Source organism: Streptomyces sp. NPDC029138, assembly GCF_055564375.1.
Genome location: NZ_JBVHWM010000056.1, coordinates 1 through 26569, shown reverse-complemented (window position 1 = coordinate 26569; position 26569 = coordinate 1). Strand labels below are relative to the sequence as shown.

23 protein-coding genes and 6 pseudogenes are annotated in these 26569 nt (G+C 69.6%); 15 read left to right on the top strand and 14 right to left on the bottom strand.

What is annotated here, in order from left to right:
• Positions 1–266: 266 nt before the first annotated feature.
• The 3 genes from ACZ4WH_RS32355 to ACZ4WH_RS32345 are packed head-to-tail and all read right to left on the bottom strand — an operon-like array spanning position 267 to position 3865.
• Complete coding sequence (locus ACZ4WH_RS32355; protein ID WP_468187530.1) at positions 267–1841, bottom strand: ethanolamine ammonia-lyase reactivating factor EutA; 1575 nt, start codon at positions 1839–1841, stop codon at positions 267–269.
• 30 nt (positions 1842–1871) lie between these two features.
• On the bottom strand, positions 1872–3053 hold the full coding sequence (locus tag ACZ4WH_RS32350; protein WP_468187528.1) for a cupin domain-containing protein: 1182 nt from the start codon (positions 3051–3053) through the stop codon (positions 1872–1874).
• Positions 3054–3100: 47 nt separating this feature from the next.
• Positions 3101–3865, bottom strand: a complete 765-nt coding sequence (locus ACZ4WH_RS32345) for a 2,3-bisphosphoglycerate-dependent phosphoglycerate mutase (protein ID WP_468187526.1) — start codon at positions 3863–3865, stop codon at positions 3101–3103.
• Positions 3866–4016: 151 nt separating this feature from the next.
• Here ACZ4WH_RS32345 and ACZ4WH_RS32340 point away from each other — a divergent pair, with 151 nt between their 5' ends.
• The 5 genes from ACZ4WH_RS32340 to ACZ4WH_RS32320 all read left to right on the top strand — a co-directional run bounded on the left by ACZ4WH_RS32340 (position 4017) and on the right by ACZ4WH_RS32320 (position 7889).
• The gene (locus ACZ4WH_RS32340) at positions 4017–4331 is read left to right on the top strand and encodes a 2Fe-2S iron-sulfur cluster-binding protein (RefSeq protein ID WP_307820431.1); all 315 of its coding nucleotides are present in this window, start codon (positions 4017–4019) and stop codon (positions 4329–4331) included.
• 70 nt (positions 4332–4401) lie between these two features.
• Positions 4402–5688: an aromatic ring-hydroxylating dioxygenase subunit alpha gene (locus ACZ4WH_RS32335; protein WP_468187524.1), complete on the top strand. Its 1287-nt coding sequence runs from the start codon at positions 4402–4404 to the stop codon at positions 5686–5688.
• Position 5689: 1 nt separating this feature from the next.
• Positions 5690–6169: a 3-methyl-2-oxobutanoate hydroxymethyltransferase gene (locus ACZ4WH_RS32330; protein WP_468187522.1), complete on the top strand. Its 480-nt coding sequence runs from the start codon at positions 5690–5692 to the stop codon at positions 6167–6169.
• A 12-nt stretch (positions 6170–6181) separates the two neighbouring features.
• Complete coding sequence (locus ACZ4WH_RS32325) at positions 6182–7015, top strand: 3-methyl-2-oxobutanoate hydroxymethyltransferase (protein ID WP_468187521.1); 834 nt, start codon at positions 6182–6184, stop codon at positions 7013–7015.
• Positions 7016–7034: 19 nt separating this feature from the next.
• Positions 7035–7889 carry an alpha/beta fold hydrolase gene (locus ACZ4WH_RS32320; RefSeq protein ID WP_468187519.1) on the top strand — a complete coding sequence of 285 codons (855 nt, stop codon included), beginning with the start codon at positions 7035–7037 and terminating at the stop codon, positions 7887–7889.
• An 80-nt stretch (positions 7890–7969) separates the two neighbouring features.
• Here the strand turns inward: ACZ4WH_RS32320 and ACZ4WH_RS32315 are convergent, their stop codons facing one another.
• On the bottom strand, positions 7970–8437 hold the full coding sequence (locus ACZ4WH_RS32315; RefSeq protein WP_468187517.1) for an RpiB/LacA/LacB family sugar-phosphate isomerase: 468 nt from the start codon (positions 8435–8437) through the stop codon (positions 7970–7972).
• Between the two features lie 27 nt (positions 8438–8464).
• Complete coding sequence (locus ACZ4WH_RS32310; RefSeq protein WP_468187515.1) at positions 8465–9406, bottom strand: substrate-binding domain-containing protein; 942 nt, start codon at positions 9404–9406, stop codon at positions 8465–8467.
• An 84-nt stretch (positions 9407–9490) separates the two neighbouring features.
• Between ACZ4WH_RS32310 and ACZ4WH_RS32305 the strand changes: the two genes are divergently transcribed.
• The 4 genes from ACZ4WH_RS32305 to ACZ4WH_RS32290 are packed head-to-tail and all read left to right on the top strand — an operon-like array spanning position 9491 to position 13312.
• A complete protein-coding gene (locus ACZ4WH_RS32305) occupies positions 9491–10606 on the top strand; it encodes a zinc-dependent alcohol dehydrogenase (RefSeq protein WP_468187513.1) in 1116 nt (371 codons plus the stop codon).
• Positions 10603–11298, top strand: coding sequence for a 4-carboxy-4-hydroxy-2-oxoadipate aldolase/oxaloacetate decarboxylase (locus ACZ4WH_RS32300; RefSeq protein WP_468187511.1), 696 nt, complete (start codon positions 10603–10605; stop codon positions 11296–11298). The genes ACZ4WH_RS32305 and ACZ4WH_RS32300 overlap by 4 nt, the downstream gene beginning before the upstream one ends.
• Positions 11288–12310 carry an amidohydrolase family protein gene (locus ACZ4WH_RS32295; RefSeq protein WP_468187509.1) on the top strand — a complete coding sequence of 341 codons (1023 nt, stop codon included), beginning with the start codon at positions 11288–11290 and terminating at the stop codon, positions 12308–12310. The genes ACZ4WH_RS32300 and ACZ4WH_RS32295 overlap by 11 nt, the downstream gene beginning before the upstream one ends.
• A gap of 9 nt (positions 12311–12319) precedes the next feature.
• A complete protein-coding gene (locus ACZ4WH_RS32290; protein WP_468187507.1) occupies positions 12320–13312 on the top strand; it encodes a substrate-binding domain-containing protein in 993 nt (330 codons plus the stop codon).
• Positions 13313–13754: 442 nt separating this feature from the next.
• On the opposite strand, the gene ACZ4WH_RS32285 is transcribed toward ACZ4WH_RS32290, so the two are convergent.
• From ACZ4WH_RS32285 to ACZ4WH_RS32270, 4 genes and pseudogenes are all read right to left on the bottom strand, one after another.
• On the bottom strand, positions 13755–15023 hold the full coding sequence (locus ACZ4WH_RS32285) for an NAD(P)/FAD-dependent oxidoreductase (protein ID WP_468187505.1): 1269 nt from the start codon (positions 15021–15023) through the stop codon (positions 13755–13757).
• A gap of 945 nt (positions 15024–15968) precedes the next feature.
• Positions 15969–16255 (bottom strand): annotated as a pseudogene (locus tag ACZ4WH_RS32280) (helix-turn-helix domain-containing protein); the annotation flags it as partial.
• Between the two features lie 142 nt (positions 16256–16397).
• On the bottom strand, positions 16398–16796 hold the full coding sequence (locus ACZ4WH_RS32275) for a VOC family protein (RefSeq protein WP_468187503.1): 399 nt from the start codon (positions 16794–16796) through the stop codon (positions 16398–16400).
• Between the two features lie 17 nt (positions 16797–16813).
• Positions 16814–18066: pseudogene (locus tag ACZ4WH_RS32270) on the bottom strand (IS256 family transposase).
• Between the two features lie 287 nt (positions 18067–18353).
• Between ACZ4WH_RS32270 and ACZ4WH_RS32265 the strand changes: the two are divergent.
• A complete protein-coding gene (locus ACZ4WH_RS32265) occupies positions 18354–19364 on the top strand; it encodes an alcohol dehydrogenase catalytic domain-containing protein (protein WP_468187501.1) in 1011 nt (336 codons plus the stop codon).
• Positions 19365–19401: 37 nt separating this feature from the next.
• Positions 19402–20298, top strand: coding sequence for an SDR family oxidoreductase (locus tag ACZ4WH_RS32260; RefSeq protein ID WP_468187603.1), 897 nt, complete (start codon positions 19402–19404; stop codon positions 20296–20298).
• 124 nt (positions 20299–20422) lie between these two features.
• Here the strand turns inward: ACZ4WH_RS32260 and ACZ4WH_RS32255 are convergent.
• A pseudogene (locus tag ACZ4WH_RS32255) lies at positions 20423–21188 on the bottom strand (transposase).
• 110 nt (positions 21189–21298) lie between these two features.
• Between ACZ4WH_RS32255 and ACZ4WH_RS32250 the strand changes: the two are divergent.
• Positions 21299–21465: pseudogene (locus ACZ4WH_RS32250) on the top strand (ISL3 family transposase); the annotation flags it as partial.
• 38 nt (positions 21466–21503) lie between these two features.
• Positions 21504–22152, top strand: a pseudogene (locus ACZ4WH_RS32245) (transposase); the annotation flags it as partial.
• On the opposite strand, the gene ACZ4WH_RS32240 reads toward ACZ4WH_RS32245, so the two are convergent.
• Both ACZ4WH_RS32240 and ACZ4WH_RS32235 read right to left on the bottom strand, forming a co-directional pair.
• On the bottom strand, positions 22115–22255 hold the full coding sequence (locus ACZ4WH_RS32240; RefSeq protein ID WP_468187601.1) for a hypothetical protein: 141 nt from the start codon (positions 22253–22255) through the stop codon (positions 22115–22117). The pseudogene ACZ4WH_RS32245 and the gene ACZ4WH_RS32240 sit on opposite strands and share 38 nt — an antisense overlap.
• A 727-nt stretch (positions 22256–22982) precedes the next feature.
• Entirely contained in the window at positions 22983–23510 is a 528-nt protein-coding gene (locus ACZ4WH_RS32235) for a hypothetical protein (protein WP_468187499.1), read from the bottom strand.
• Positions 23511–23669: 159 nt separating this feature from the next.
• On the opposite strand from ACZ4WH_RS32235, the gene ACZ4WH_RS32230 reads away from it, so the two are divergent.
• Positions 23670–24080 carry an ankyrin repeat domain-containing protein gene (locus ACZ4WH_RS32230; RefSeq protein ID WP_468187497.1) on the top strand — a complete coding sequence of 137 codons (411 nt, stop codon included), beginning with the start codon at positions 23670–23672 and terminating at the stop codon, positions 24078–24080.
• Here the strand turns inward: ACZ4WH_RS32230 and ACZ4WH_RS32225 are convergent.
• Both ACZ4WH_RS32225 and ACZ4WH_RS32220 read right to left on the bottom strand, forming a co-directional pair.
• Positions 24077–24334: pseudogene (locus ACZ4WH_RS32225) on the bottom strand (IS110 family transposase); the annotation flags it as partial. The gene ACZ4WH_RS32230 and the pseudogene ACZ4WH_RS32225 sit on opposite strands and share 4 nt — an antisense overlap.
• Positions 24335–24413: 79 nt before the next feature.
• Complete coding sequence (locus ACZ4WH_RS32220) at positions 24414–24980, bottom strand: helix-turn-helix domain-containing protein (protein ID WP_468187495.1); 567 nt, start codon at positions 24978–24980, stop codon at positions 24414–24416.
• 337 nt (positions 24981–25317) lie between these two features.
• On the opposite strand from ACZ4WH_RS32220, the gene ACZ4WH_RS32215 reads away from it, so the two are divergent.
• Complete coding sequence (locus ACZ4WH_RS32215) at positions 25318–26280, top strand: TIGR03619 family F420-dependent LLM class oxidoreductase (RefSeq protein WP_468187493.1); 963 nt, start codon at positions 25318–25320, stop codon at positions 26278–26280.
• The last annotated feature ends 289 nt before the right edge of the window (positions 26281–26569 follow it).

The window sequence follows — 26569 nt, the reverse complement described above, 5'->3', positions numbered from 1 at the left end:
GCACACTCCTTGGACGAGGCGAACGGCTCGGGGTGCGGACGGAAGAGCACAGAGTGTGGGGGGAACGCGGCCGCGCCGACGGGGGAACGGGGAAGTGTCGTCGGGCGGCCGGTGAACGCTTTGCGGATCGCGTCCGACCATGTCGGGTCCCTGCATGCAACAGCAAGAGAGGTCTTATGGTCTAACCATCGGAACAGAGCTTTGCTCTACTGTTACGGTCCGGGGTCCGATGGATCTGCGGGTCCTGGCCGATGGCGAGGAAACGCTCAGCGCGGGTCCTGGCCGAAGACGAGCGACTTGATCGTCACCGGGACCGTGTTGGACGGTAAACGCACCCGGCCGATGTCGACATAGTCGAAGTCCCGCAGACTCAGACCGTCGATGACGAGCAGGCCGCCGGTGACGCCCAGCTCCTCGCGCAGCAGCCTGCCGAGGGTCATCGCCACATCTCCGTCCAGCACGATGTACAGCGACCGCCCCTCGGCCGTCCGCTCGGTGACGGCGTCCCTGACACCCCGGGCGAACGGCAGCAGCCGCTCGTAGCTGGGCGGTCCGCTCCACGACAGGGCGAGGGCGATGTCCGCACCGGTCTGTGCGACGTCGAGAGCGACCAGGTGCCGACGGATGGCTGCTTCGACCGCCCCCGCGTCCACCACCTCCCCGAGCTCGTGAACCGGCCGCAGGACCTGCAAGTTGCGGCGCGGCAGCAGCGCGTCCGCGTCGGAGACGCACCCGGTGTTGCCGCTGAGCTGGACGCTGTACTCCGAGGCGCCGAGCGCCGTGGCCCGGATGCACTCGCCCGCCGGCAGCAGCGGATACGGCAGCGCGCCGGAGTCGACCCGCCGGCGCAGCGCCCGGCCGAGCCGGCGGCCCAGGTCCCCGAAGTCGGTGTCCTCGCGGCCGTAGACGTACTCCGCGACCCCGCCCGAGAACATCACCCCGTCGATCGGGCCGAGGTCCGGGAGCGGATCGGTGAGGTACAGGTCCCGGACGGGGGCGGCCGGCGGATCGGCGGTGACGGCCTCGACCAGCGCGTCCGCCATCGACTCGGCCACCGTCGTCAGTTCCTCGCCGGTGACGGTGTCGCCGGTCTTCCAGGTGTACCCGGCGCGGGCGGCGTGTTCACCGCCGGCCGGGTCGAGCCGGACGATCCGGCCCGCGCCGTCGACCACCTGGAGGCGTCCGCCGATGTGGACCGCGGCGGTGCCGGTGACGCGCCCCTGGTCGAGGACGGCGAGCTTGGTGGTGCCGCCGCCGATGTCGACGTTGAGGATGCGCCGTCCGCTCTCGTACGACGCCTGCGCGGCCCCCGACCCGTAGGCGGCGAGCATCGCCTCCATGTGGTGGCCGGCGCTCGCGTTCACCAGCTCGCCGCCGCGTTCGGCGAGTACGCCGGCGATGGCCTCGGCGTTGCGGCGACGCAGCGCCTCACCGGTGAGGATCACCACGCCGGTGTCCACGTCGGCCGGCTCGACGCCCGCCGCGCGGTAGGCGGTGTCGATGATCGAGCCGAGCGCCGGCGCGTCGATGTGCTCGTCGTCGGCGTACGGGGTGAGTTCCACCGGGGAGCGGTGCAGGGTCTCGCGCCGCACGACGAGGTAGCGGCTCGTCAGATCCTCGCTGATGCGCCGCAGGTGAAGGCGTGAGAAGACCACCTGGGTGCCGGAGGAGCCGATGTCCATGCCGACGCTGTGCAGCGTGACGTTGTCCTGCTGCCAGATCGGGTTGTCCTCCAGTGCCCCGTAGTCCTCGTCGTCATGCAGATGGTCGTGGTCGGGGAGGTACGCCGAGTGAACCGTGCGCACCCCGTCGTCGTGGTCGTGTCCTTCGGTGTGGGGCACAGTCCCGCTCCTTCCCGGACGTGGCAGGGATCAGACGCCGGCGGGCTGCTCCGGCAGCGGCGGGAGCGTGGCCAGCTCCGCCTCGTAGACGGCGTCCATGCGCGGCTCCATGCCGTGCTTGGCCAGCGCCTCGCGGAAGGTCTCGCGCACATACGGCGATTCGTCGGCGTAGTCGATCTGGTCGCCGCCGATCCGCTTGCTGATCCAGGCCTTCGGCACGCCCTGGGCGTTGCGGACGGAGACCACCTCGTGCTTGAAGGCGAGGTAACGGCTGGGCTCGGTGCCGGTGTTGAAGTGCTGGTGGAACCACATGTTGGGCGGCACGATCAGCGTGCCGGGACCCCACTCGTAGCGGCGGGGCTCCTCGCCCTCCGGCCACATCAGGCTGTAGCCCTCACCGGAGAGGATGATGACGTGGGCGCCCGGCCCGTGCCGGTGCCCTTTCTTGTACGTGGCGGTCGGGAACTGCGAGATGTGGCTGTTCATCGAGCCCTTGGCCATGGCGAACCGGATGTGGCCGCCGCCGGCGCCGCGTTCCTTCGCCTCGACCAACGGCAGGTTGACCGCGTCGGCGACGAAGTTCGTGTCGAGCAGCAGACCCTTCTGCTCGCCCTTGGGGGAGAAATAGTCGGGTTCGCCGTCGAAGCGGTCCGGGAAGTCCCTCGGGGTGTCGAAGACGAAGTCGGGGTCGCCGTAGAGGTTGATGACCGGGGGCATGTTCGTCGAGGAGACGAAGCGGGCCGCCTTCCGGCCGGAGCCGTTGAAGTGCTGGTGGTGGGCGTTGAGCGGGATGGCGAAGATCGAGCCGGCCTGCCATTCGAAGCTGACCTCGGCGCCGGCGTCGTTCCAGACCTTGGTCGAGCCCTGCCCCTCCAGGACGAGGATCATCTCCTCGAACAGCTGCCGCTGCGGGGCGAGCTTGCCGCCGGCCGGGATCTCGCAGACGTAGCAGTCGTTGGAGGTGCGGGTGGCCTCGTGGTTGATGAACACGCCCCGGCCACCGCGCCGCTCCCACGGCTTCAGTTCGACCGTGCGCAGGTCGGGGATGTAATGGGCGGCGATGATGTCCAGGCCTTCGGCGGCCACCCAGCGGGTGTAGGGAGAGTCCTTCTCGGTGGCGAACTTCGCCGCCAGGGTGTCGTTGACGATCGCATCCTTGGCCATGCGGCGGCCCTTCCTGGTCGGCTCGTTCAGCACGGCATGTGCTGACATGCACAGGGGGTGGATTGGTAGAACCATAAGGCCACCCCTGATGGTCGTCAACGAGTCGTGCCGAGTCGTCTGCGGCCCTGATCGGCCACCTCCGCCACGGCTTCGGCGGCGGCGCGCGGATCGAGGTACCGTCCGCCGCGCACGCGCGGCGCCAGGTCCTCGCCCAGGTCGTAACGCAGCGGCATGCCCGTCGGGATGTTCAGCTCCAGCAGTTCCTCGCGGCTCAGCCGGTCGAGCTGGGCGACCAGGGCCCGCAGCGAGTTGCTGTGCGCGACGACGAGCACGGTCCGACCGGCCCTCAGGTCCGGCACGACGGCCTCGTGCCAGTACGGCAGCAACCGTGCGGTGACGTCGGCGAGCGACTCGGTGCGGGGCAGAAGGTCGCGGGGCAGGCCCGCGTAGTGCGGTTCGCTCGCCACGTCCCCCGCGCTCCCGTCCGGTACCGGCGGCGGCGCCTCGTCGTACGAGCGGCGCCAGAGGCGGAAGCGCTCCTCGCCGAACTCCCGCAGCGTCTCGCTCTTCTCGCGGCCCTGGAGGGCGCCGTAGTGCCGCTCGTTGAGCCGCCAGCTCCGGGCGATCGGGACCTGCGGCCGGCCGGCGGCCTCCATGGCCAGGGAGGCGGTACGCACCGCGCGGGTCAGGAGCGAGGTGTGCACCGACTCCGGCGGCAGGCCCGCGGTGTGCAGCAACCGCCCGCTGTCGCGGGCCTGCTGCTCACCGCGGGCGGTGAGGTCCACGTCGATCCAGCCCGTGAACAGATTCCTCGAGTTCCATGCGCTCTCGCCGTGGCGCAGAAGGATCAGCGTTGGCATGCCGCCGATTGTGCGCCTGTGTCACGTCTCTTGTTCAGCGTTCTCAGCTTCTGGTCTAATGGACAGACCACCGGACCGGAGGCGGCCCCTCGGCCTGCCCGTCCGCAGTGGAATCCACCGATCGCGAGAGGAAACAGGGACCTTGCCCAAGGTGATCTTCGTCGGCAGTGACGGTCCCGAGTACACCGTCGATGCGACGGTCGGGGACTCGGTCATGACGGCCGCGGTGAAGAACGGTGTTCCGGGGATCGTCGCCGAATGCGGCGGCAACCAGTCCTGCGCCACCTGCCACGTCTGGGTGCGCGAGGAGTTCGCCTCCCTCGTCGGGCCGCCGGGCGAGATGGAGGAGGACCTCCTCGACCTCGCCGTGGCCGAACGGCGGGACACGAGCCGGCTGTCCTGCCAGATCCGCGTGACCCAGGAACTCGCCGGCCTGACCGTCGAGATCCCTCCGGAGCAGCCCTGACCACGGCGCCCCGCTCAGCACCGACCCCCACGACCCGGCTACGGGTCAGTACCTGAAAGGGAAAACGGCTGTGCTTCGAAAAGACATCAACGAACTGCTCACCCAGACGGGCCCGGGAACGCCGATGGGCGAGTTGTTCCGGCAGTACTGGATTCCCGCGCTGCTGGCCGAGGAGCTCCCGGAGAACGACTGCCCGCCCGTGCGCGTCAAGCTGCTGTCGGAGCGCATGGTCGCCTTCCGTGACAGCGAGGGACGTTACGGCCTGGTCGACGAGTTCTGCGCCCACCGCGGCGCCTCCCTCTGGTTCGGCCGCAACGAGGGCTCCGGCCTGCGCTGCCCGTACCACGGCTGGAAGTACGACGTCACCGGCCAGTGCATCGAGGTGCCCTCGGAGGCCGACAACAGCAGCTTCTGCCAGAACGTGCAGCTGACCTCGTACCCGTTGGTGAAGGTCGGCGACGTGCTGTGGACCTACATGGGCGACGCGGCCACCCAGCCCCCGCTGCCCGAGTTCGAGTGGCTGCACGTCCCGCCGGAGCAGACCTACACCTCCAAGCGCTGGCAGCAGTGCAACTGGCTGCAGGCCTTCGAGGGCGGCATCGACTCCAGCCACGTCACCTTCCTGCACTCCGGCGGCCTGAAGACCGACCCGCTGTTCCGGGGCGCCAAGGGCAACGAGTACAACATGAACGACACCAAGCCCTTCTTCGAGGTCGCCGACAGCGACGGCGGGCTCTTCGTGGGCGCCCGGCGCAACGCCGAAGAGGGCAAGTACTACTGGCGGATCACGCCCTATGTGATGCCGGCGTTCACCATGGTCCCGCCGCGCGGCGACCACCCCGTGCACGGTCACTTCTGGGTGCCGATCGACGACGAGAACTGCTGGACGTACTCCTTCGACTACCACCCCGTGCGCGCGCTCACCGAGGCCGAGCGGCAGGCGATGATCGACGGTCACGGCGTCCACAGCAAGAACATCCCGGGCACCTACCGGCCGATGGCCAACATGGACAACGACTACCTGATCGACCGTGAGGCGCAGAAGCGCGGCGAGACCTACTCCGGTGTCGCCGGCATCGCGATGCAGGACGCCTCGCTGCAGGAGAGCATGGGTCCCATCGTCGACCGCACCAAGGAGCGGCTGGTACCCGCGGACAGCGGGATCATCAAGGCCCGGCAGAAGCTGCGCAAGGCCGCCATCGCCCTGCGCGACGAGGGCGTGACCCCGCCCGGCGTGAACCCCGAGCACCACCGGGTGCGTTCCGCGGCGGTCGTGCTGCCGGCGGCCGAGTCCTTCCTGGACTCCTGCCGCGACGCGGTCAAGGTCACGCCCGGCGTTCCGCAGGCCTCGGTGTGACATGACGACGGCCACCTTGCAGTTGAGCGAGAGCGCCCGCGCGGCCTCGGCGAGCGAGTCCCGGTTCCGGATCGACGTGCCGATCCGGCCGGCCCGCGCCGCCCGCGTCGTCGCGCTGGACGAGAGGGCGGCGGCCGTCACCCGTCGCCTGGCCGAACGGCCCTGGGCCCACGCCCGCTTCTACACCAGCCAGGGCGATGCCCTGCTGCACGAGCTCGACGGCGAGCCCGCCCCGCTGGAGGAAGTGCTCACCGGCACCGACGTGGTCGTCGTCCTCGCCACCGAGGACGGCGGCCGGGCGGCCGCGGCCGCGATCGGCCGGATCTGCGGCCGGCGGGGCATCACCACCGCGGGCGTGGTCCTGGGCGACGGCTTCGAGGCGGACGACGCGGTCGCCGCGCTGCGCCCCTACGCCCGGGTGCTGCTGCTGTCCGCCGACGAGAGCGACTGCTTCGAACTGCTCAAGGCACTGAGGGTTTAGGAGGCCCGGCACATGTCCGACAAGGTCACGCTGCGCGCTCTGCAGCGGATGAAGGACGAGGGCCGCAAGATCGTCGGCGTCGTCGCCTGGGACTACCAGATCGCCCGCATCGTGGACCGGGCCGGAGTCGATCTCGTCTCCGTCGGCGACACGGTGGGAGTGAACCTGTGGGGGCACTCCCACCCCTTCGAGGTGACGATGGACGAGATGGTCGTCGTCGCCCGGGCGGTGCGGCGCGGTGTCGAACGGGCCCTGGTCAGCGTCGACTTCCCCTTCGGTCCACTCCAGGAGGGCACCGCCGACGCGGTCCGGGCGGCGGTGCGGTTCGTCAAGGAGGCCGGCGTCGACCTGGTCAAGCTGGACGCCGCCGCCGACTTCCCCGAGGCCGTCGAGGCGATCACCCGCGCCGGCATCCCGGTCTTCGCGCAGTTCGGCATCACCCCGCAGACCGCGCTGCGCTACGGCGTCGAGTACCGCGCGATCCCCTCCTCCGCCGACCAGGTGCCGGTGGCGATGCAGGACGCCATGGTCGCCGAGGCCAAGCGGCTGGAGGAGGCCGGCGCGGTGCTGCTGAACTTCACCAACTCCGGGCCCGTGGTGGGTGCCGCCGTGGCCCGGGCCGTCTCCGTCCCTGTGGTCGGCGGCTTCGGCGGCGGCCCCTGGCTCGACGGGCGGATGCGCATGGCCCACGCGGCCATCGGCTACGCGGCCTCGTCCCTCGACGATCCGCCCGAGACCTATGCCAACGTCGCCCGGATCACGCTCGACGCGATCACCGCCTACGCGGCGGACGTACGGGCCGCACGCCAGGTCGCCGGCGGTGTTCCCGTCCCGCCGGCGACCTGATCACGAAGGGAGCACGACCGTGCCCACGGCCGTCATCGACGCCATCACCACACGCTACGAGGTCGCGGGCTCGGGTCCGCCCCTGCTGATGTTCTCGCCCGGCGGGTTCGACTCGAGCCTGGAGGGCTGGCGCACGGTGGGCGTCTACCGCCGCCTGCGTCTCCTGGACCGTCTGACGGAGGAGTTCACCTGCATCACCTTCGACCGGCGCGAGTCGGGTCGCTCGGGCGGCAGGCTGGAACGCATCTCCTGGTCCGACTACGTCCGTCAGGGCGTCGGGCTCCTCGACCACCTCGGCATCGAACGCGCCCACCTCATGGGCGGCTGCGTGGGCTGCTCGACCGTGGCGGCCGTCGCGGTGGCCCACCCCGAGCGCGTCCTGAGCATGGTGCTGTACTCCCCGGCCGGGGGCGTCAGGTACCGGATGAAGCAGCACGAGCGCTTCGAACGTCACCTCGCCTACGTCGACGAGCACGGCCCGGCCGAGGTCGTGGCCCTCGCCCGGAAGGGGGAGGAGGGCTTCACCAAGGATCCGCGGGTCGGCCCCTGGGCCCAGGTGATCCGGCATGACGCCGAGTTCGCCGAGATGTACGCCCGCACCGACCCCGTGCGCTACCGTGCGACCGTCTCCGGCACGGCCCGCCTGCTCTTCGACCGTGACACGGTCCCGGGCCCCGAGCCGGAGGACCTCCTGACCCTCGACGTGCCGGCCCTGATCGTCCCCGGCCAGGACACCTCCCACGCCCCCTCCGCCGCCCGCTACTTGCAGGAGTGCCTGCCGGACACGGAGTACTGGGACGTGCCGGTGGCCGAACAGACGGATGAGACCGCGCCGACGCGAGTGCTGGACTTCCTCGCCCGGAGGCAGGCGTGACGAGGGGGCGCGGTCGCGAGGGGGAACGCGGCCGCGCCCCTGTCTGCGATCGGCTGTACGGGTGCCGGGCGGGACCCGGCTCAGGCCCGGGGAGCCTCCTGCTGACGCTCGGACTGTTCCAGCTCGGCGATCTGCGCCACCCGCCGCGCGTGCACGCCCCCGTTGAACGGGGTCGTCAGCCACGTCTCGACGATCTCCTGCGCAGCGTCGGGCGTGATCACCTTGGCGGCGAGCACCAGGACGTTGGAGTCGTTGTTGCCGCGGGAGATGCGGGTGCTCCACAGATCGTGGCAGAGCCCGGCCCGGATCCCGCGGATCTTGTTGCAGGCGACGGTCTCGCCGAGACCGCTGCCGCCGAGGACGATGCCGCGGTCCGCGGCGCCGCCGGTCACCTGCCGGCAGACGTCCGCGCACAGCGGCGGATAGTCGACCGTCTCCTCGGTGTGACTGCCCCGGTCGTCGACGGTGTGCCCGCCGGCCGTGAGCCATTCGATGAGCCGGGTCTTGAGCGCGAGGCCGTTGTGGTCGGCGGCGATGGCGATGCGCACGCGGGGTCCCTTCGAGGAGCGGTGCGGTCAGGCGGTCAGCGTGCGCGTGGCATCGGCGAACAACTCCTCGACCGGCTGGGACCGTTCGAGGATGCGTTGATCGACGGCGTGCCGCATGAGCTGCTCCAGGACGGCCCGGTTGGGCTCGATCCCGTAGGGCAGCGGGTCCGCGCCCGTGATGTCCATGACCCGCCGGTACATGCGGTCGGTGGGGGAGTCGCCGGCGCCGGCGCGCAGCCGGTCCACATACAGCTGCTTGGCACGCGCGAAGGCGTCGAACACGTCGGCCGCCAACTGCGGCCGGTCGGCGAGGAGCTCGTCCCGGATCACCACGAGGTGGTTGATGGGGTAGAGCCCGCGCTCGCGCATCGCGGTGAAGCCGGCCTCCTCGGCGTCGGGGATCAGCGGGGCCAGCGCCAGCGCCTCGGGCTTCGGCCCGATGACCGCGGCGAGGTCTCCCTCGACGAGTGACTCCTCCAGCGTGCGTCCGGGAGCCAGGGGTTCGACGTTCACCGGCGGCCGGAACTCGGCCACGTGCTCGTCGCCCGACAGCACCCACGTCACCTTGTCGAGGTCGACGTCGTACTCCTCGCGCAGGACCGCCCGTGCCCACACCCCCGTGGTGACCGTGTAGCCGCGGCTGACCCCGACCCGCCGTCCCTCCAGGTGCTTGGGTTCGCGCACGTCCGAGGCCGGGTCGTGGAAGATCGCGCCGTGGTGGAAGCCGCGCACCAGGAACGCGGGCACGGCCGTGAAGCGTGCGCCGTGCGCCTTCGCCACCAGATAGGTGGTCAGCGCCATCTCGCTGACGTCGAACTCCAGCCCGCGGACCATTCGCCGGAACGCCTGGACGAGGACCGGTACTTCCTCGAACTCGAACCGGAAGCCGTGGGGCGTCACCGCCCCCGTCTTCAGTGCCTCGTTGTTGCCCTGGGTGCGGGTCACTGTCCTGAGCTGAGGTATCACCATGCGCCAAAAGGTAGCATGGTTAGTCCATTCGTCCATAGACTGTCGCTCCAGTGGGACAGACCCCGACCCTGAGGAGACGACGTCATGGCGGAACAGGTGCTGGCGGCGGTGCGCGTGGCGCCCGGCCGGACCGAACTGCGGGAGTTCCCGATGCCGGACATACCCGACGACGGAGCCCTTCTGAAGGTGGAGGTCGCCGGGATCTGCGGCACCGACGTGAAGATGTACGGCAAGCCGCCCTTCACCGACCCGGTGATCATGGGACACGAGAACGTCGGCGTCATCGCCCGGGCCGGCCGCACTTTCACCGAGCGCAAGGGCCTCGCCGAGGGCGACCGAGTCTTCGTCGAGCACTACGTCGGCTGCTACCGCTGCGAATGGTGCCACCAGGGCGAGTACCGCCACTGCGAGGCCACCGACTGGCGCACCAACCCCGACGCCCGCCGCTACGGCTACACCTCGGCGAACAACCCGTACCACCTGTGGGGCGGTTTCGCGCAGTACCTCTACCTGCCGTGGAACTCGGTGACGCACCGCGTGCCGGACGGCGTCTCGGCCGAACTCGCCGGCCTGGTCACCCCGTTGTCGAACGGCATCGAGTGGGCCCTGGGCACCGCGGGCGTCGGCTACGCCTCCACCGTCCTGGTCCAGGGCCCGGGCCAGCAGGGCCTGTCCCAGGTCGTCGCCTGCAAGCAGGCCGGCGCCTCCTTGATCATCGTCACCGGCACCACCAAGGACGCCGCACGTCTGTCCCTGGCCCGGGAGCTGGGCGCCGACCACGTGATCGACGTGACGCAGGAGGACCCGCTCACCCGCGTCCTGGAGGTCACCGGCGGACGCGGCGTCGACGTCGTCCTGGACTGCACCGCGGGCGCCGGCACCGCACCCGTCCTGCTCGGGATAGACGCGCTGAAGCGACGCGAGGGCACCATGGTCGTCCAGGGCGAACTCGCAGCCTTCCCCGACTTCCCGCTGAAGAAGCTGACGGAGAAGTCCATCGCGCTCAAGAGCGCCCGCGGCCACAGCTACCGCGCCTGCGAACTGGCCCTGGAACAGCTCGCGTCGGGCCGCTTCCCGCTGGAGAAGCTGAGCACCCACAGCTTCCCGCTGGCCGAGGCCGACCGGGCCATCCGCACCGTCGGCGGCGAGAGCGGCGAGGACGCCGTGCACGTCTCCCTGCTGCCCTGGGCGGCGGCATGAGCGTCGTCGTCCGCAGCCCCCGCCGCGCCGAGCGCGCGGTCGTCGACGCCCTCGCCGGCTTCGGCGTCGCCACCGTCCACGAGGCCCAGGCGCGCACCGGGCTCCTCGACCCCGCGCTGCGGCCCGTCTGGCCCGGCGCGCACATCGCCGGCACCGCCGTCACCGTCAGCGTGCCGCCCGCCGACAACTGGATGCTCCACGTCGCGGTGGAGCAGTGCCGGGAAGGCGACATCCTCGTCGTCGCCCCCACCTCCCCGTCCTCGGCGGGCTACTTCGGCGAACTGATCGCCACCGCGGTCGCCGCACGCGGCGTGCGCGGCCTGGTCATCGACGCCGGCTGCCGCGACATCGCCGAACTGCGCCAGATGGGCTTCCCCGTGTGGGCCCGGCACATCAGCGCCTTCGGCACGGTCAAGGAGACCCTCGGCGACGTGAACACCCCGATCGTCTGCGCCGGACAGCGGATCGCCCCCGGTGACGTGATCGTCGCGGACGACGACGGCGTGGTGGTCGTGCCCCGGCGCGAGGCGGCCACGGTGCTCGCGGCCTCCCAGGCCCGCGAGGAGCGCGAGGCGGCCGTCCGCAAGCGCTACGCCGGCGGTGAGCTGAGCCTCGACGTCAACAGCATGCGCGAGCGGCTGGCCGCGAAGGGCCTGACCTACGTCGACCAGGAGCCGACCGGTGATCATTGACATCCACGGCCACTACACGACGGCCCCACCGCAGCTCCAGGCGTTCCGCGACGCCCAGCTGGCCCGGCTCGCCGCCCCCTCGCTGCCCGCCCCGCAGCCGCCGGACATCAGCGACGACGCACTCCGCGAGAGCGTCGAGAACAACCAGCTCAAGGTGCTCCGGGAGCGCGGCGCCGACCTCATGCTCTTCTCGCCGAAGGCCTCCGGCATGGAACACCATGTGCCGGACCCGGCCACAGCCAGAAACTGGGCACGGGCGAGCAACGACCTCGTGCACCGAGTGGCCGGCCTGTTCCCGCGGCACTTCGCCGCCGTCTGCCAGCTGCCCCAGACCGCGGGCGGCCCGCTCGACGACGCGATCGCCGAACTGCGCCGCTGCGTGGAGACCCTCGGCTTCGTCGGCTGCAACATCAACCCGGACCCCTCCGGCGGCCACTGGAACACGCCGCCGCTGACGGACCCGTACTGGTTCGCCCTGTACGAGACGATGGCCGAGCTGGACGTCCCGGCCATGATCCACGTCTCGACCTCCTGCAACCCCAACTTCCACACACTGGGCGCCCATTACCTCAACGCGGACACCTCCGCGTTCATGCAGTTCGTCGAGGGCGACCTCTTCGCCCGCTTCCCGACACTGCGGTTCGTGATCCCGCACGGCGGCGGAGCGGTGCCGTACCACTGGGGCCGCTACCGCGGACTCGCCGTGCGGATGGGCCGCCCGGATCCCGCCGAACACCTGAAGGACAACGTCTTCTTCGACACCTGCGTGTACCACCAGCCGGGCATCGACCTGCTGCACACCGTGGTGGGGGAGGACAACATCCTGTTCGCCTCGGAGATGCTGGGCGCCGTGCGCGGCGTCGACCCGGAGACCGGCATCGCCTGGGACGACACCCGGCAGTACGTCGACCGGGCCGGCCTCACCGACGAGCAGCGGCACAAGGTCTTCGAGGCCAACGCACGGCGCGTGTACCCGCGCCTGGACGCACGACTGACGGCGGAAGGCAGGTAACCGGCACCCATGGCCCGACTCCCCCTCACCTTCGCCTGCGGCGACTACGACCGCACCCGCGCCCTCGAAGAGGGCACGGTCCGCCCCGACGGCATCGAGCTGACGTATCTGCGGCTGCCCGTCGAGGAGACCTTCTTCCGGATGATGCGCCACCAGGAGTTCGAGGTGGCGGAGATGTCCCTGTCCTCCTACGTCCTGTCCCTGCGCACCGACCCCTCGCCCTTCGTGGCCCTCCCGGTCTTCACCTCGCGCATGTTCCGGCACGGGGCGCTGTACTGCCACGCCGACTCCGGCATCTCCACGCCGGAGGACCTGCGGGGCAAGCGGATCGGCACGCCCGAGTACCAGCTGACCGCCTGCGTGTGGATGCGCGGCATCCTCGCCGACCGCCATGACGTGCCGTTCGACTCGGTGAGTTACTTCACCGGAGGCCAGGAGACCCCGGGACGCATCGAGAAGGCAGGCGTCGACCTGCCGGACTCCCTGCGCGTCAGCCGCATCCCGGAGGACCGCACCCTGGCCCGGATGCTCGCCGAGGGTGAGATCGACGCCCTGTGCACGCCTCGCGTACCGAGCCCCTTCGTCGCCGGGGACCCGCGGGTACGCCGGGTCTTCCCGGACGTCGTCGCCGCGGAGAAGGAGTACTACGCGGCGACCGACATCTTCCCGATCATGCACGTCGTGGTGGTCCGCCGCGATGTCTACGACCGCCACCGCTGGGTCGCGCAGTCCCTCTACAAGGCGCTGCTGGCCGCCAAGGAGGCCGCGTACGACAGCCTCTACGACACCTCGGCCCTGCGGTTCATGCTGCCCTGGCTGACCCCCCAGCTGGAGGAGGCACGCGAGCTGATGGGCCGGGACTACTGGTCCTACGGAGTCGAGGGCAACCGCAAGACCCTCTCGACGTTCCTGCGCTACCACCACGAGCAGGGGCTGTCCGCGAGGCAGTGGGAACCCGAGCAGCTGTTCGCCCCCGAGTCGCTGGAAGCGGCGGTCATCTGACGGGCGCCCGGACACGCGTCGCCCGCTCACCGCGCGGGCGGCGTGCTCCTCGGGGCGGCCTCCCCGCAGCCCCCGGCGAGGGGGTGCGCCGGTCGTCGTCCCGGGCGGGGGCCACCTGGCCGCCCGGGACGACGGTGATGGGAAACTGGGCGATGTCCGGCCTGGGAAGACGGCCCCAGGACCTCTTCCCCGCCGCGGAAGTACGCGCCGGGCAGTGCCCTGGGCGCCGTCCGGGCGGGCCGCCGTTGCGGACGGCCGGCCAGCTGTGAGGGCACGTCGTACCCGATCCCGCGGACGTGGTCCCGGGTCTCCTGCGGGAGCCGTGCCGGCGCCGGAAGCCGATGCGTGGGAGGTGGCCCGGGCCGTCATCACCGTCGTCGGCCCCCGATGGGCACAGGCCCTTCCGGACCACCAGCGACCCGGACGACTGACGGCACCGCTTTCAGGGGGCGACCACAGCGCCGGATCGGGCGACCATCAGGGCTTTGAGGGGGGTCTCCAGGTCGCCCGCCCGGTCCGGCGGGACGGTCGCCCCTTGCCCGAGCGCCCGACGCACGGCCATGTAGTCGGCCGGACTGTTGACGGCGTCCACCGCCAGCAGTTCGCCCTCGCGGTAGTACAGGACCGAGAACCGCTCGTCGGCCGGCTCACCCCGCAAGACGTACGCGTCGTAACCCGTCGACAGCCCGGCGATCTGCAGCTTCAGGTGGCCCTGGAACGACCAGAACCAGGGCACCGCCCGCGCCGGCTCTGGCCTGCCGAGCAGCGCGGCGGCGGCGGCCGTGGCCTGTGCCACCGCGTTCTGTACCGACTCCAGGCGGACCCGGCCCAGGCCGGTGAGGGGATGCGGCTGGACCGTGCAGTCTCCGGCGGCGGCGATATGGGGATGGCTGGTGCGGGCACGGGCGTCGACGACGATGCCCCCGTCGCACTCGAGCCCCAGCTGCTCGGCGAGTTCGGTGCGGGGGACGACGCCGATCCCGACCAGCACGAGGTCGGCCGGCAGTGTCGAGCCGTCGGTCAGCCGTACCGCACTCACCTGTGCGCCCATGCCGTCGAAGCCGGTGACGCCGGTCGAGAGCAGGATCCGGGTGCCGCGTCGCCGGTGGGCGTGCAGATAGAACTCGGAGACCACGGGTGCCACCGCGCGGGCGATCAGGCGCTCGGCCGCCTCGACCACCGTGACGTCCTTACCGAGCGCGCGCGCCACGGCGGCCGCCTCCAGCCCGATGAAGCCACCGCCGACCACCACGACGCGGGAGGCGGACTCCAGCCGGGTCCGCAGGTCGAACGCGTCGTCGCGGTCGCGCAGGTAGCAGACGCCGTCCAGGTCCGCACCGGGAACGGTGAGCCTGCGGGGTCCGGCACCCACGGTGAGGGCGAGACGGTCGAACCGCAGGCTCCGTCCGCTCGCGGTCGTCGCGACACCGGAGCCGGGCCGGCCTGAGGCCGAAAGCGACACCCCGGTGACGCGCTCACCGCTGACGAGCGCGATTCCGGTCTCCGCGTAGTAGGAGGGGGCGCGGAAGGCCAGCGACTCCGCGTTCACCTCACCGCGCAGGAACTCCTTGGACAGGGGCGGCCGCTGGTACGGAGGATGGTTCTCCTCGCCTACGAGGGTGATCGGCTCCGTGTCCCCCAACCGGCGCAAGGAGTCAGCAAGTTGGAGACCGGCCTGGCTGGCGCCGACGATGAGCGTTCCGCCTGTCATCGCGTGACTCCTCTCGTCCGTCATTAATGTCATACCATTATACCAACGCACCGCCACCAGCAGGGACCGTAGCGTCGGGATTTTCGACCAGCCGGCCAACGCAGCGGGCGACCCCCACGGTCCGAATGGCCGTTGGGCCTCGGCCCGCAGCGCTAGGACCAGCGCCCCGTCGATGCCCACGATGACCCGCCCGTTCGCATCGGGGGGCATCGGCTCCGGCCGACGTTCAGACGCGCTCGCCAACTTCGGCCCTGGCTCGGCGGATCGCGGTCAGCCCACGCGGGCCGCCCCGGCCAAGCTCTCCACCAGTCGCGACACCGTGGGACCGGAAGCCAGCGACCCGAACAGGGCGGGTTGGCCCGCACCACGCCGAGGTCCGACAGACAGTCCCCGCCCAGTGTCACCGCCAGCGCGAGGTCCAGCAGGACGTAGCCCGGGTCGATGTCGTGCTCGACGGGATAGTCCACTTGCAATATCGGCGGCGTCCACCGCATCGCCGGCCCCAGGCCGGCCAGCAGTCCTTCGCTTCCGTAAGCGAGCAGGGTACGGGCCTGCATGGCCCGTTCGGCAGCGACGAGTGCCTGCATCCGTGGCCAGTAAGGGGCGAGTGCGGCGTGGTGATAGGCGCGCAGAGCATCCCCGAGCACTGCCAGCGCCTCTGGGTCCCCGTCGGCCAGTGGATGGGCCCACGACGGCACGCCTGGCAGGACCTCCAACTCGCGGCGTAATCGGCGGCGTGGCGTGGCCAGCACCGCCTCGATTCCCGTCTCCACCCCCAGGGAGGCCTGCTGCGGCGTCAGGAAGTCGGGGAAGTCGCCGACGGGGGGCGCCAGGCTACGCAGCAGCCGCAACTGCCCCCGGGGCAGCCGGCCCCTCAGCCCGGCCCGCACATCTGCACGCCACGGGCCGAAGACGGCCTGGCCCTGGGTGGTGCCCAGCAGGGTGATGCTGAGCGTGGTTTCCCGCGACCCGGTCGCATTCGGCGAGGGTCCCGTCCAGCAGGACGAAGTCGGGTCGGCCTCGCGCAGGGCCTTCAGTAGACCTGGCGCACGTTGGGCGAGCAGGTCGGTGACTGCGCTGGTGTAGGCGTGGGCGGTGGACTCGCTGATCCCGAACGCGGCAGCGATCTTTGCCAAGGTTGTGTGCTCACGTAGGTACACCAGTGCCACCATCGCGCGCTGGGACGGGCGGAGCTTGCAGCGTCGGTCGCCCTCACGGGTGACGATGAGCATGGTGACCCTGATCGGGGCCCGGCTCGAAGAAGCTCACTGAACGCCACCGGCGCGATAGGTCGATCGGTAGGAGTCACGGGTCCGAGCGCGACGGTCGGCGGAGAGAGTAATCGTCAAGGCCTGTGGATCGGTTGATCTCATCTCACTTTCCTTCAGGTGAGTTGATCGCGACGAGTTCGACTTCGAAGCCGTCGTCGTTCTCCAGGTAGGCGGCGTAGTGCTGTCCGCCGCCGGCATAGGGATGCCGCTCGGAGAACATCAGGTGCCAGCCGTGCTGGGCAGCGTCGGCCACCAGCTTCTCGACCCTGGTGGCGTCTTCGACGTGAAATGCCAGGTGGTTCAGCCCTGGGCGGCAGCGGTCGTGCTCTTCGGCGGTGAGGGCCGACGACTGCTCGATGACCAGGTAGGTCGGCCCGAGCCGCCAGCTACGTCCGCCTTCCCAGCTTTGGAAGAGGGCATACCCCAGCTCCTCCAGCAGCCAGCCGAGCGAGGCGAGCGCGCGATGGAGGTCCGGCACCCACAGCTCGACGTGATGCAGCATGCCGTGCGACGGCCGACTCATGCAGCGACCGCCTCGGGTCGCTCGACGAGCTGGCCGTGCTCGAAGCGGCCTCCGGCGCGGACGAGGGCGACGAGGTGGGGTGTGTTCACCGCGCGCCATTGTTGCTGGGCGGACTCGACGAGCTTGAAGACCATGGCCAGGGCGGCGGTGCGGGAGCCGGCGCCGCGGGTGACCTTGGTCCGCAGCCGGACCGTGGCGAACGTCGACTCGATCGGATTTGTGGTCCGCAGGTGGATCCAGTGCTCTGTCGGAAAGTCGTAGAACGCCAGCAGCTGGTCCTGGTCATCGCAGATCTTCTTGACGGCCTTGGGGAACTTCGCTGCGTAGAGCTGGGCAAACGTCTTGATCGCCGCCTCGGCGTGGTCGCGGTCCTCGGCGTTGTAGATGTCCTGGATGGCCTTCTTGGCGCCCGGCTGCGCGGACTTTGGCATGGAGTCGAGGACATTGGCGGTCTTGTGAACCCAGCATCTCTGCTCGGGTTTCGGGGAAAACCTCGGCCAGGGCCTTCCAGAAGCCCAGAGTTCCGTCGCCGACTGCGAGGACCGGGGCGCGCATGCCCCGGCGGGCGCAGTCGCGCAGCAGGTCGGCCCAGGACTCGCCCGACTCGCGGTAGCCGTCCTTGAGGGCGACCAGTTCCTTGGAGCCGTCGGCGCGCACGCGACAAGTACCAGGACGCAGGCTTTGGCTTCCTCCAGGCGGATGTTGAGGTGGATATCGCCGGCCCACACGTACACGTAGTCAACCTCCGCGAGGTCGCGGTCCATGAACGCGGCGCGGTCGGCCTGCCACTGTTGGGTCAGTCGGGTGACCGTCGCAGGGGAGGGTCCGGCCGAGCTGCCCAGGAACTGCTCCAGCGCGGGCACGAAGTCGCCGGAGGACAGGCCGTGCAGGTAGAGCAGCGGCAGCACCTCGCTGATCTTCGGGGACTTGCGGCACCACGGCGGCAGGATCGCCGAGGAGAACCGCTTGCGCTCGCCCGTGGCTTCGTCGACGCGTTTGTCGTTCACCCTCGGTGCCTGCACCTCGACGACTCCGGCCGCGGTGGTGACCTTCCTGGCCTGGTGGTAGCCGTTGCAGACCACGAGCCGACGGCGGGTGCCGTCCCGTTGATCGGCCAACTCAGCTATATAAGTGTTGACTTCGGCTCCAAGGCGGCGGCGAGCATCCGCCTCGCGCCCTCCCGGACGATTCCGTCGATCAAAGAGGAGCCGTTGGCGGTGGTGCCGTCGTCGTTGACTACGCTGAGCACGGGCGTGCCTTCCCGACCGGTGCTGCGAACACCGGCCTACTCGATGACCATCAGTCATCACTCGGGGAAGGTACGCCCTTCGCCTGCTCCCCGAGCTCGATCCACAGGTCTTGAGCATGGCTCCGGCGGAGACGACTGCCCCGGCAATACCTGTCATACGACTGATGCCATGGACCCGCGGTGCCAGGCACTCTACGAACGCCACGTGAGCTCGCTCTCTTCGGCACGGCCTGTAGCCGGCGAACTAACTGGTGACCTCCCCTTTCCTCGTCCTTCTTGGAGCCAACATGCGTGCTGCCGTAGCCACAGGGCCCAACACTCCACTCGCACTCAGTAATCGGGACGTCCCCGAACCCGGCCCCGGTGAGGTCCTCGTCAAGGTCACCGCGTGCGGCGTCTGCTTTTCGGACCTGAACCTTCTGCAGGGTCACTATCCCTTTGCCCGGTTCCCCGTCATCCCCGGCCATGAGATTACCGGAGTCGTCACCGCCGCGGGCGAAGGAGTCACCTGGCCCGAGGTCGGCACCACTGTCGGTTCCCAGTTCCTGTACGACTCCTGCGGCCACTGCGACTACTGCGTGCGCGGCGACCAGATCCTGTGCCCGAGCAAGCGGATCACCGGTGTCGTCGCCGACGGCGGCTACGCCGAGTACGCCCTGCTCAAGGCGGACTACGTCACCCCGCTGCCCGCCGGGCTCGACCCGGTGGCCGCCGCCCCGCTCATGTGCGCGGGCCTGACCGCTTTCAACGGACTGCGTCAGGGCGGCGCCAGGGCCGGCGCACGCATCGCCGTCATCGGCGCCGGTGGCATCGGCGCGCTCGCCATCCGCTACGCCGCCGCCATGGGCGCCCGTGTCGCCGTGGTCGGCCGCTCGGCGCACGGTGCGGAGCAGGCCAAGAACTTGGGCGCGGAACTCTACGTCGCCACCTCCGAGACCGACCCGGCCCAGGCTCTCAAATCATGGGACGGTGGCGCGGACCTCATCCTGAACGCGGCACCGTCGACCGACGCGGCCGCGGCCGCCCTTGGCGGGCTCGCTCCCGACGGCACCCTGCTGCTGTGCGGCTACGGGCCGGAGCCGCTCGTGCTGCCGACCCAGCCCATGGTCCTCAACCGCCTGCACGTCGCGGCCAACCCGTCCGGCTCCCCGCACGACCTGCGCGACACCCTCGCCTTCTCAGCCGCCCACAACATCCTGCCCGACATCACACCGATCACGCTGGACGAGGCGCCCGCCACCCTCGACGCGATGGCCGCCGGCACCGCCCACGGCCGCCGCGTCATCACCTTCTCCTGACCCACCCGTCGGCTTTGTCCTAGTCAAGGAACACATGATGTCCTACGTCATCCTCGTCAGCGGCGCGTCCAGTGGCTTCGGCGCGCTGACCGCTCGGGCCCTCGCCGATGCCGGGCACATCGTCTACGCCGGGATACGGCAGACCACCGGGCGCAACGCGCCGGCCGTCGCCGAGGCGCGCGCCTACGCCGAGGCGCACTCGGTGAGACTGCACACGGTGGAGCTCGATGTCTCCAGCCAGTCGTCCGTCAACGACGCCGTGGCCGCCGTCACCGCCGAGGAAGGCCGCATCGACGTCGTCGTCCACAACGCCGGCCACATGGTGCTCGGCCCGGCCGAGGCATTCACCCCGGAGCAAATCGCCCAGATCTACGACACCAACGTGGTCGCCGCGCAGCGGCTCAACCGCGCCGTCCTGCCACAGATGCGCGACCGGCGCGACGGCCTGCTGGTGTGGGTGGGCTCATCCAGCACATATGGCGGTACGCCCCCTTACCTGGCCCCCTACTTCGGGGCCAAGGCCGCGATGGACCAACTGGCCAAAAGCTACGCGGTCGAATTGTCCCGTTTCGGCATCGACACCGCCATCGTCGTCCCCGGCTCCTTCACCTCCGGCACCAACCACTTCGCCCACGCCATGCACCCCCAGGACACCGACACAGCCACAGCCTACGAGTCGCTGTACGGCGGCCTGATGGACGAGGTCGGCAAGCGGCTGGCCGCGTTGGCGCCCGCGGACGCCGACGTCAACGAGGTCGCCCGCGCCATCGTCACCATCGTGGACACGCCGAAGGGCCGACGCCCCTTCCGCACCACGATCGACCCCGCCAACGACGGCACCCAGGAGGTCAGTGACGTCGCCGACCGCGTCCGCGCCGACTTCTACGACCGGATCGGTCTCACCGACCTGCTGTCCCTCCGGGCCGACAGCTGATCTGCCTGCGCGTGCGGCCCAGGCCTCGGTCGTGCGACCCAGCGGCCTGGGCCGCACGCGAGAGGCGGCTGCGCCGATTCCCTTCTCAGAGGGCGTTTGGAGTAGGCAAATTGCCCTTGATGCCCTAGTGAGTTCCTCGCCGGGTGGGGGTGGTCTCGTCCGTTATGCGCCTGGTGAGGTTGTCGACCGAGGCGGTGTGAATCATGGCTTCGGAGCTGGCGGTGAGGGTCTCGTAGTCGCGGGCGAGACGGTGGTGCATCATGATCCAACCGATGCTCCGCTCGACCACCCAGCGCCTTTTCACGACGTGAAACCCGCGGGTATCGGGGTTTCTGTTGGCGACTTCGACGTCGATTCCGAGGCGGGCACCGTGCTCGGCGACGGAGTTCTGAAAGCCGGTGTCGACCCAACTCTTGGAGATGGTCGGGTACTTCTCCTTCGCCTGGTCGAGGAGGCGTATTCCCAGGGCGTTTTCCGAGAGGCCGGCGGCGGTGACGGTCACGGCAAGTATGAGGCCGATCGTGTCGGTGAGGATGCCGCGTTTCCGCGATCACGGAGGCGGTCGGCTCGGGCTTGCGTCCCTCCTTCACCCGGGCCAAGCCGGTCAGGTCGTAATTGAGTTGGGCGAAGATCCCTTCGTCGCGCCACGCGGCTTAGTAGGCATAGACGGTGGCGTGGTTCGGGAAGTCGTGCGGAAGGTACTTCCAAGGGATTCCCGTGCGGTTCACGTAGAGGATCGCGTTGAAGACGTCGCGTAAATCGACTTTGGCCGGCTGCCCGGTAGGTCTGGGGTCGAGCCGGGCCTTTCTCCAGGCCGTCAACGTCGGCTCGATCAGGGCCCATCGGGCGTCGGACAGGTCGCTGGGGTAGGCACCACTCGACCGGCTCACTCTTCACATCAGGAAGTTCGCCGCGATGATGAACCGGCCGCCACGGCGACCGCCTCGAAGAGTGGATCGCCGGCGCCGAACGGGACAGTCTGGCTCCGCTTGCGGGCGTCGCCCGCAGCCTCCGCCGCGACTTCGATGCGGTCCACAACGGGCTGCCTCTGCCGCACAGTTCCGGCGCCGTCGAGGGCAACATCAACCGGTTGAAGAGCTGAAACGCCAGATGTTCGGCAGGGCCAGCCTCGATCTCCTTCGTAAACGCGTCCTGCTCGCACGGTGACACCTTCCGCACTGGATCACAAGATCGTCGACAGAACCAGGATGCGCGACGGCGCCGTGGCCAACCGGCCCATCTACGTGGCCCTGGCCGTCACTACGGAGGGCCGGCAGGAGATTCTCGGGCTGTGGGCCGGCGACGGCGGTGAGGGCGCCAAGCACTGGCTGCACATCCTCACCGAGATCAAGAACCGCGGCGTCAACGACGTGCTCAGGCTCGGCTGCGACGGCCTCAAAGGCCTGCCCGAGGCAGTGGAAACGGTCTGGCCTCGCACCATCGTGCAGACCTTCGTGGTCCACGTGCTGCGAACTCCTTCCGCTATGCCGCCCGTCAGGACTGGGACAAGATCGCCAAGCTCCTCAAGCCCGTCTACACCGCACCGACCGAAGAGGCCGCCCTGGACCGGTTCGCCGAGTTCGCCGACGCGTGGGGCACAAAGTATCCGGCGATCGTGAAAGTCTGGGAGAACGCTGCCAACGCGATCGAGTCGGTCAACGCCCCCATCCGGCGAGCTGTCAAGGCCTGCGGCCACTTCCCCAACGAGCAGGCCGCCCTGAAGTGCGTCTACATGGCCATCATGCCGCTCGACCCCACCGGCAAAGGGCAGGCCCGCTGGACCATGCGCTGGAAGACCGCGCGAACGCCTTCGACATCACCTTCGACGGCCGACTCTCAGCAGCCCGCCAGTAATCCAACCAACCTGATTACATCCTTCGTTTGACAGACCCTCGTCCGGGTCGACGGGCCGGTGCCGTTTGTCCGCCACGTAACAGGTGCTCCGGTGGATTGTCACGGGCGGCTTGCCGACTCCGATACCGAGTTTGACGATCCAGTCCGGCGGTGCCGGCTTCACCCGTCGAGCGTTCTCGGCAGCGACAGGGCACGCATGGTTTTGGCGCCAGCCGCTTGGTGGCCGCTACTCGGGACGCCACCAGCCCTCGCCGACATGCCAGTCCATGACCCAGTCATGGAAGCCGCCCCCGAGTTGCAGGGATGGGGAGTCGGCATAGGGAGCTGCGCATCCGTCATGGAGCCACCAGACCTGGCCGCGCTGCGGGCCGGTCATGACCAGCGTTCAGTACTCACCGGCTGCCCAGCAGCACCGAGTCGCACTGGTAGGTCTGCTGCAACCTGTCGGAGTGCAATGCGTGGTCGTAGTAGTCGTAGTCCGTGTCCCCGAGCGCGCGGAATCGAGCCCCCCGCTGGGTCCCTGTACTGAGCGGTGCGTCAGGCCATCATTGGAAGGTCCGCGCCTCCGCACCAGTTGTGGGGGCGGGAGGCCGGCAGTTCGACGAGGTTGCCCCCGGCGAGCCCCGTCGCGCTCGACGTTGCACCGGTCGTGTGGTTGTCGTCATGGTTGACGCACGTGTTGCCCAACGGACGGTCCGAGCCCGGCTCCAATGCCTCCCGCGAGCTGGGCTCGGGCCTCGCCCACACCGACGCCGTGTCTCTCGCGCTGCAAGTGCGGGTCGAGCGGCGGCCCTCGGAAGCACGGTTCCGGGGGCCGCTGATGATGTCGTTCAGGAGGTGGTGAGGTAGGCGCGTTTGATCGTCTGGGTCAGGGTGTTTCCGTTCTGGTCGGTGAGTTTTGCCCGCAGGGAGACGGGGCCGGGTCGCTCGGGGTGCAGCAGGGACAGGTGCGTTCCGTCGACCGCCTCGGTGGGGGTGCAGCTGCCGTCGTCGTCGTAGGAGACCTCGAAGGCCAGTTTCGTCCCGGGCTGGCCCGCAGCGGCTCCTTCCACCGTGAAGGGCAGTTTGAAGCGCTGGCCCGCTTTTGCGGTGGCGGAGGGGGACAGTGCGGGGGAGAAGCGGACCGCGGAGAGCGGCAGCCGGGTCCACTCGGTGTCGGACGTGTGCTGCGAACGGAAGGTCCGCTGCGCTCGCACGGAGGTGCTCACAGGGTGTTGCTGGGCGTCCCTGGTGTCCTCGATCACCAGGTCGTAGCGGCCGTCCCGGGCGGGAACGGTGTAGCTGACGGCCCCGTACATGCTGGCCGGGGTGCCGGTGAGTTCCTGTCCGTCGACGCGAAGCGCGGTCCGGGGGGCCACCCCAGCTGTAGGCCAGATGCCCCTGTCCGTCGCTGAACAGCGGTATCTCTACCTTGATTTCGTTGTCCCGGCGGGCGGCACCGGCGTTGTTCCAGCCTGGTTCGCCGTCGGCGGGGGGTGCCCCTATCTGTTTGGTCAAGCCGGGTGAGGATGGTCGGCATGACGGATCGGGATCGATTGGGTCGGACCGCGGTGCACTATGCCGCTGCCGGCGGGGACGTGGATGGCCTGAGGGTGCTGCTGGCTGAGGGCGCTGCCCCGGGGGCTGCCGATGCAGAGGGTTGGACTCCGCTGCATTTTGCTGCTCAGGCGCAAGCCCCCGCGGTCGTCGAAGTGTTGCTGGCCGAGGGGGCGGCGGTCGATGTCGTGGACCGTCATGGCAATACGCCGTTGTGGAGGGCGGTGTTCTGTTCGCGGGGCGAAGGCGGGACGATTCGCCTCCTTCTGGAAGCCGGTGCTGACCCTGACCGGGACAACACTCATGGCGTGAGCCCGAGGGCGCTGGCGGGGCGGATTGCCAACTACGACGTGGCTGTTCACCTTCCGGCCGGGGACGGGGCTTCCTCCTAGACTCCGGCTGCCGTGGCTGGCCGGGGTTCGTAGAAGGTGCCGTCGCGGAGCATCGCGAAGAGCACGTCGGCTCGTCGTCTCGCGAGGCAGAGGAGGGCCTGGGCGTGGTGCTTTCCTTGAGCGATTTTCTTGTCGTAGGAGGCCCGCGAGACCGGGTCGGCCAGGGCTGCGAACGCGGAGAGGAAGAAGGCTCGTTTGAGCTGCTTGTTACCTCGGCGGGAGGGTTGTTCGCCGCGGATTGTGGTGCCGATGCGCCAGCCGATCAAGCAGCCGGCCGGCCAGCTGCGCCATCGCGCCCCTGCCTCACCATGGGAGGCGGGTTGGCGCTACAGGTCATGGCTTTTCCACGCGGGTGAGAATGACCGCGTAGCGGCACTCAGCATCGCTGGTGTTGGCGAAGACACACGGGACGGGCTCGTCGACTTCGATCGAGTCGCCCGCGTTGAGTTCGTGCACCGCATCACCTACGTGGAAGGTCAGCTGGCCGTCGAGCACCCAGACTGCCTCCCGCTGGAAAGCTAGGGATGCCGCCGGATACGGAATGCGGGCCCCGGGCGGCAGGTGTACCTCGGCGATATCTGTGGGGAAGCGCGGCCCGGTGATCTGGCGTCGACGGTAGCCGGTAGCAGGATCGTGCCATTCCATGACGTCGGCCATCCGGTGCACCCCCGTGGCTTCGGCCGGGGTGAGCAGTGCGGAGACGGGGACCTGGAAAGCAGCGGCCAGCTTCCCGAGGACGACAGCTGTGGGGCTGCTCTCAGCGTTCTCGATCCGGCTGATCATTGCACGGGACACACCGGAGGCGTCGGCGACCTGCGCCAGGGTCCATCGGCGCTGTTCTCGTTGATTGCGGACGCAAGCTGCGACCTGGGCAACCAGAGGATCCACTATATTGGACATGTCTTCTAGTATATAAGAGAGGGGATCGCCTCGGCACGCCTGCACGCAGCAAAGAACCCGCGGACGCCGTCCGCGGTATCCGCACCATCATGCACCACCGCTGAGCCTCGAGTAGTCCGACGAGGCGGTTCGGCGCACCCATGCAGAGGCGCCGATCACTCAGCGGCCCCGAGTACCGGTATCACCATCCCGGCACCCACACGATCCACATTTCCCGGTACCTGACTCAGTCATGTGCGCCATTCCTCGTACCTGAGGAACGGAGTCAGGCAGCGCTGACTGGCCGGGACTGCGATCTCAGACAACCCAAGTACGCATACCACCTGTTGGAGGACCCATGGAACTCGGTCTCGCACTTCCCGTTGCAGGGCCACAGACCTCGCCGGAGATCATCATCAAGGTCGCTAAGGAGGCTGAACGGCTCGGCTACGCCGCCCTGTGGACGTTTGAACGCCTGCTCCGCCCGCTCGAGAAGGTCCTGCTGTATTCGGGAGGTGAACCCGACATGGTGCCGGAGTTCTACCGCTCGACGTACGAGCCGCTGGAGACGCTGAGCTATGTCGCCGCCGAAACCGAGCGGATAAAGCTGGGCACCGCGGTCATGGTGGCGCCCATGCACGTGCCCGTGGCGCTCGCCCGCCGGTTCGCCACCCTGGACCAGTTCAGCGGTGGCCGGGTCATCGCTGGAGTGGGACAGGGCTGGCAGCACCGCGAGTTCGAGACGGCGAACGTGCCGATCAGCCGTAAGGGCGCCCGGACAGAGGAGATCATCGCGGCGATGCGGGCCGCATGGGGTTCGGACCCGGTCCGGCATGACGGCGAGTTCTACCAGATCGCTCCGTCGGAGATAAACCCCAAGCCGGTCCAGGACCGTATTCCCGTGCTGATGGCTGCGTTTGCGCCGGCCGCGGTCAAGCGGGCTGGCCGGATCGCGGACGGCCTGATCCCGGTCGCCTCCTCGGCGGAGGACCTGCGCGGCATCGTATCCACGTTCCACGAAGCCGCCCGCGAAGCGGGCCGCGATCCCGCCGACCTCATGGTGGTCAACCAGGTGCCCTGGCCGACTCCTGTCACCCGAGAGCCGATGGGGGAGGGGCGGCCTTTCCTCGGCGGATCACCCCGGCAGGTCGCCGAGGACCTCATGGCCGCCCGTGAAAGTGGTGCGACCCAGGTCTACCTCGCCGGTGGCCAGGGCCTCGGGCTCGATGTGGGCCTGCAGGCCAACGACGTTGACCAATGGCTCGGGCTGCTCGGTGAAGTGATCGAGGCGGCCGACCGCCTCGGCGTTCTCGCACCGTGAGGATCAGCGTGCAGTGGGCCTTGGCGCCGGCCAGTCCGGAGCGCCGCAGTTTCCAGGGGGTCACCTGAGCATCGGCTCGACTGTCCTGGGCAGCTCGCCCTCCCGCACTTCGAGTCATTGCCCTGCGGGCACCTGCCCGGTCCGCACGCTGACCAAGCTCGCGGTGGGGGGGGGGGGGGGGGGGGGGGGGCCACAAAACAAGACCCCCCAAAACCCCTCCCTTCCGAACAACACCAGACACGGCCCTCCCCCCCCCCTCCTTGGGCTCCCGTCCCTCTTTCACCCCCCA

Coding starts and splice junctions, on each gene's coding strand:
- ACZ4WH_RS32350 (WP_468187528.1), bottom strand. CDS start 3,053: ATGTCAGCACATGCCGTGCTGAACGAGCCGACCAGGAAGGGCCGCCGC.
- ACZ4WH_RS32345 (WP_468187526.1), bottom strand. CDS start 3,865: ATGCCAACGCTGATCCTTCTGCGCCACGGCGAGAGCGCATGGAACTCG.
- ACZ4WH_RS32330 (WP_468187522.1), top strand. CDS start 5,690: ATGACGACGGCCACCTTGCAGTTGAGCGAGAGCGCCCGCGCGGCCTCG.
- ACZ4WH_RS32325 (WP_468187521.1), top strand. CDS start 6,182: ATGTCCGACAAGGTCACGCTGCGCGCTCTGCAGCGGATGAAGGACGAG.
- ACZ4WH_RS32310 (WP_468187515.1), bottom strand. CDS start 9,406: ATGGTGATACCTCAGCTCAGGACAGTGACCCGCACCCAGGGCAACAAC.
- ACZ4WH_RS32305 (WP_468187513.1), top strand. CDS start 9,491: ATGGCGGAACAGGTGCTGGCGGCGGTGCGCGTGGCGCCCGGCCGGACC.
- ACZ4WH_RS32300 (WP_468187511.1), top strand. CDS start 10,603: ATGAGCGTCGTCGTCCGCAGCCCCCGCCGCGCCGAGCGCGCGGTCGTC.
- ACZ4WH_RS32290 (WP_468187507.1), top strand. CDS start 12,320: ATGGCCCGACTCCCCCTCACCTTCGCCTGCGGCGACTACGACCGCACC.
- ACZ4WH_RS32285 (WP_468187505.1), bottom strand. CDS start 15,023: ATGACAGGCGGAACGCTCATCGTCGGCGCCAGCCAGGCCGGTCTCCAA.
- ACZ4WH_RS32275 (WP_468187503.1), bottom strand. CDS start 16,796: ATGCTGCATCACGTCGAGCTGTGGGTGCCGGACCTCCATCGCGCGCTC.
- ACZ4WH_RS32265 (WP_468187501.1), top strand. CDS start 18,354: ATGCGTGCTGCCGTAGCCACAGGGCCCAACACTCCACTCGCACTCAGT.
- ACZ4WH_RS32260 (WP_468187603.1), top strand. CDS start 19,402: ATGTCCTACGTCATCCTCGTCAGCGGCGCGTCCAGTGGCTTCGGCGCG.
- ACZ4WH_RS32230 (WP_468187497.1), top strand. CDS start 23,670: ATGACGGATCGGGATCGATTGGGTCGGACCGCGGTGCACTATGCCGCT.
- ACZ4WH_RS32220 (WP_468187495.1), bottom strand. CDS start 24,980: ATGTCCAATATAGTGGATCCTCTGGTTGCCCAGGTCGCAGCTTGCGTC.
- ACZ4WH_RS32215 (WP_468187493.1), top strand. CDS start 25,318: ATGGAACTCGGTCTCGCACTTCCCGTTGCAGGGCCACAGACCTCGCCG.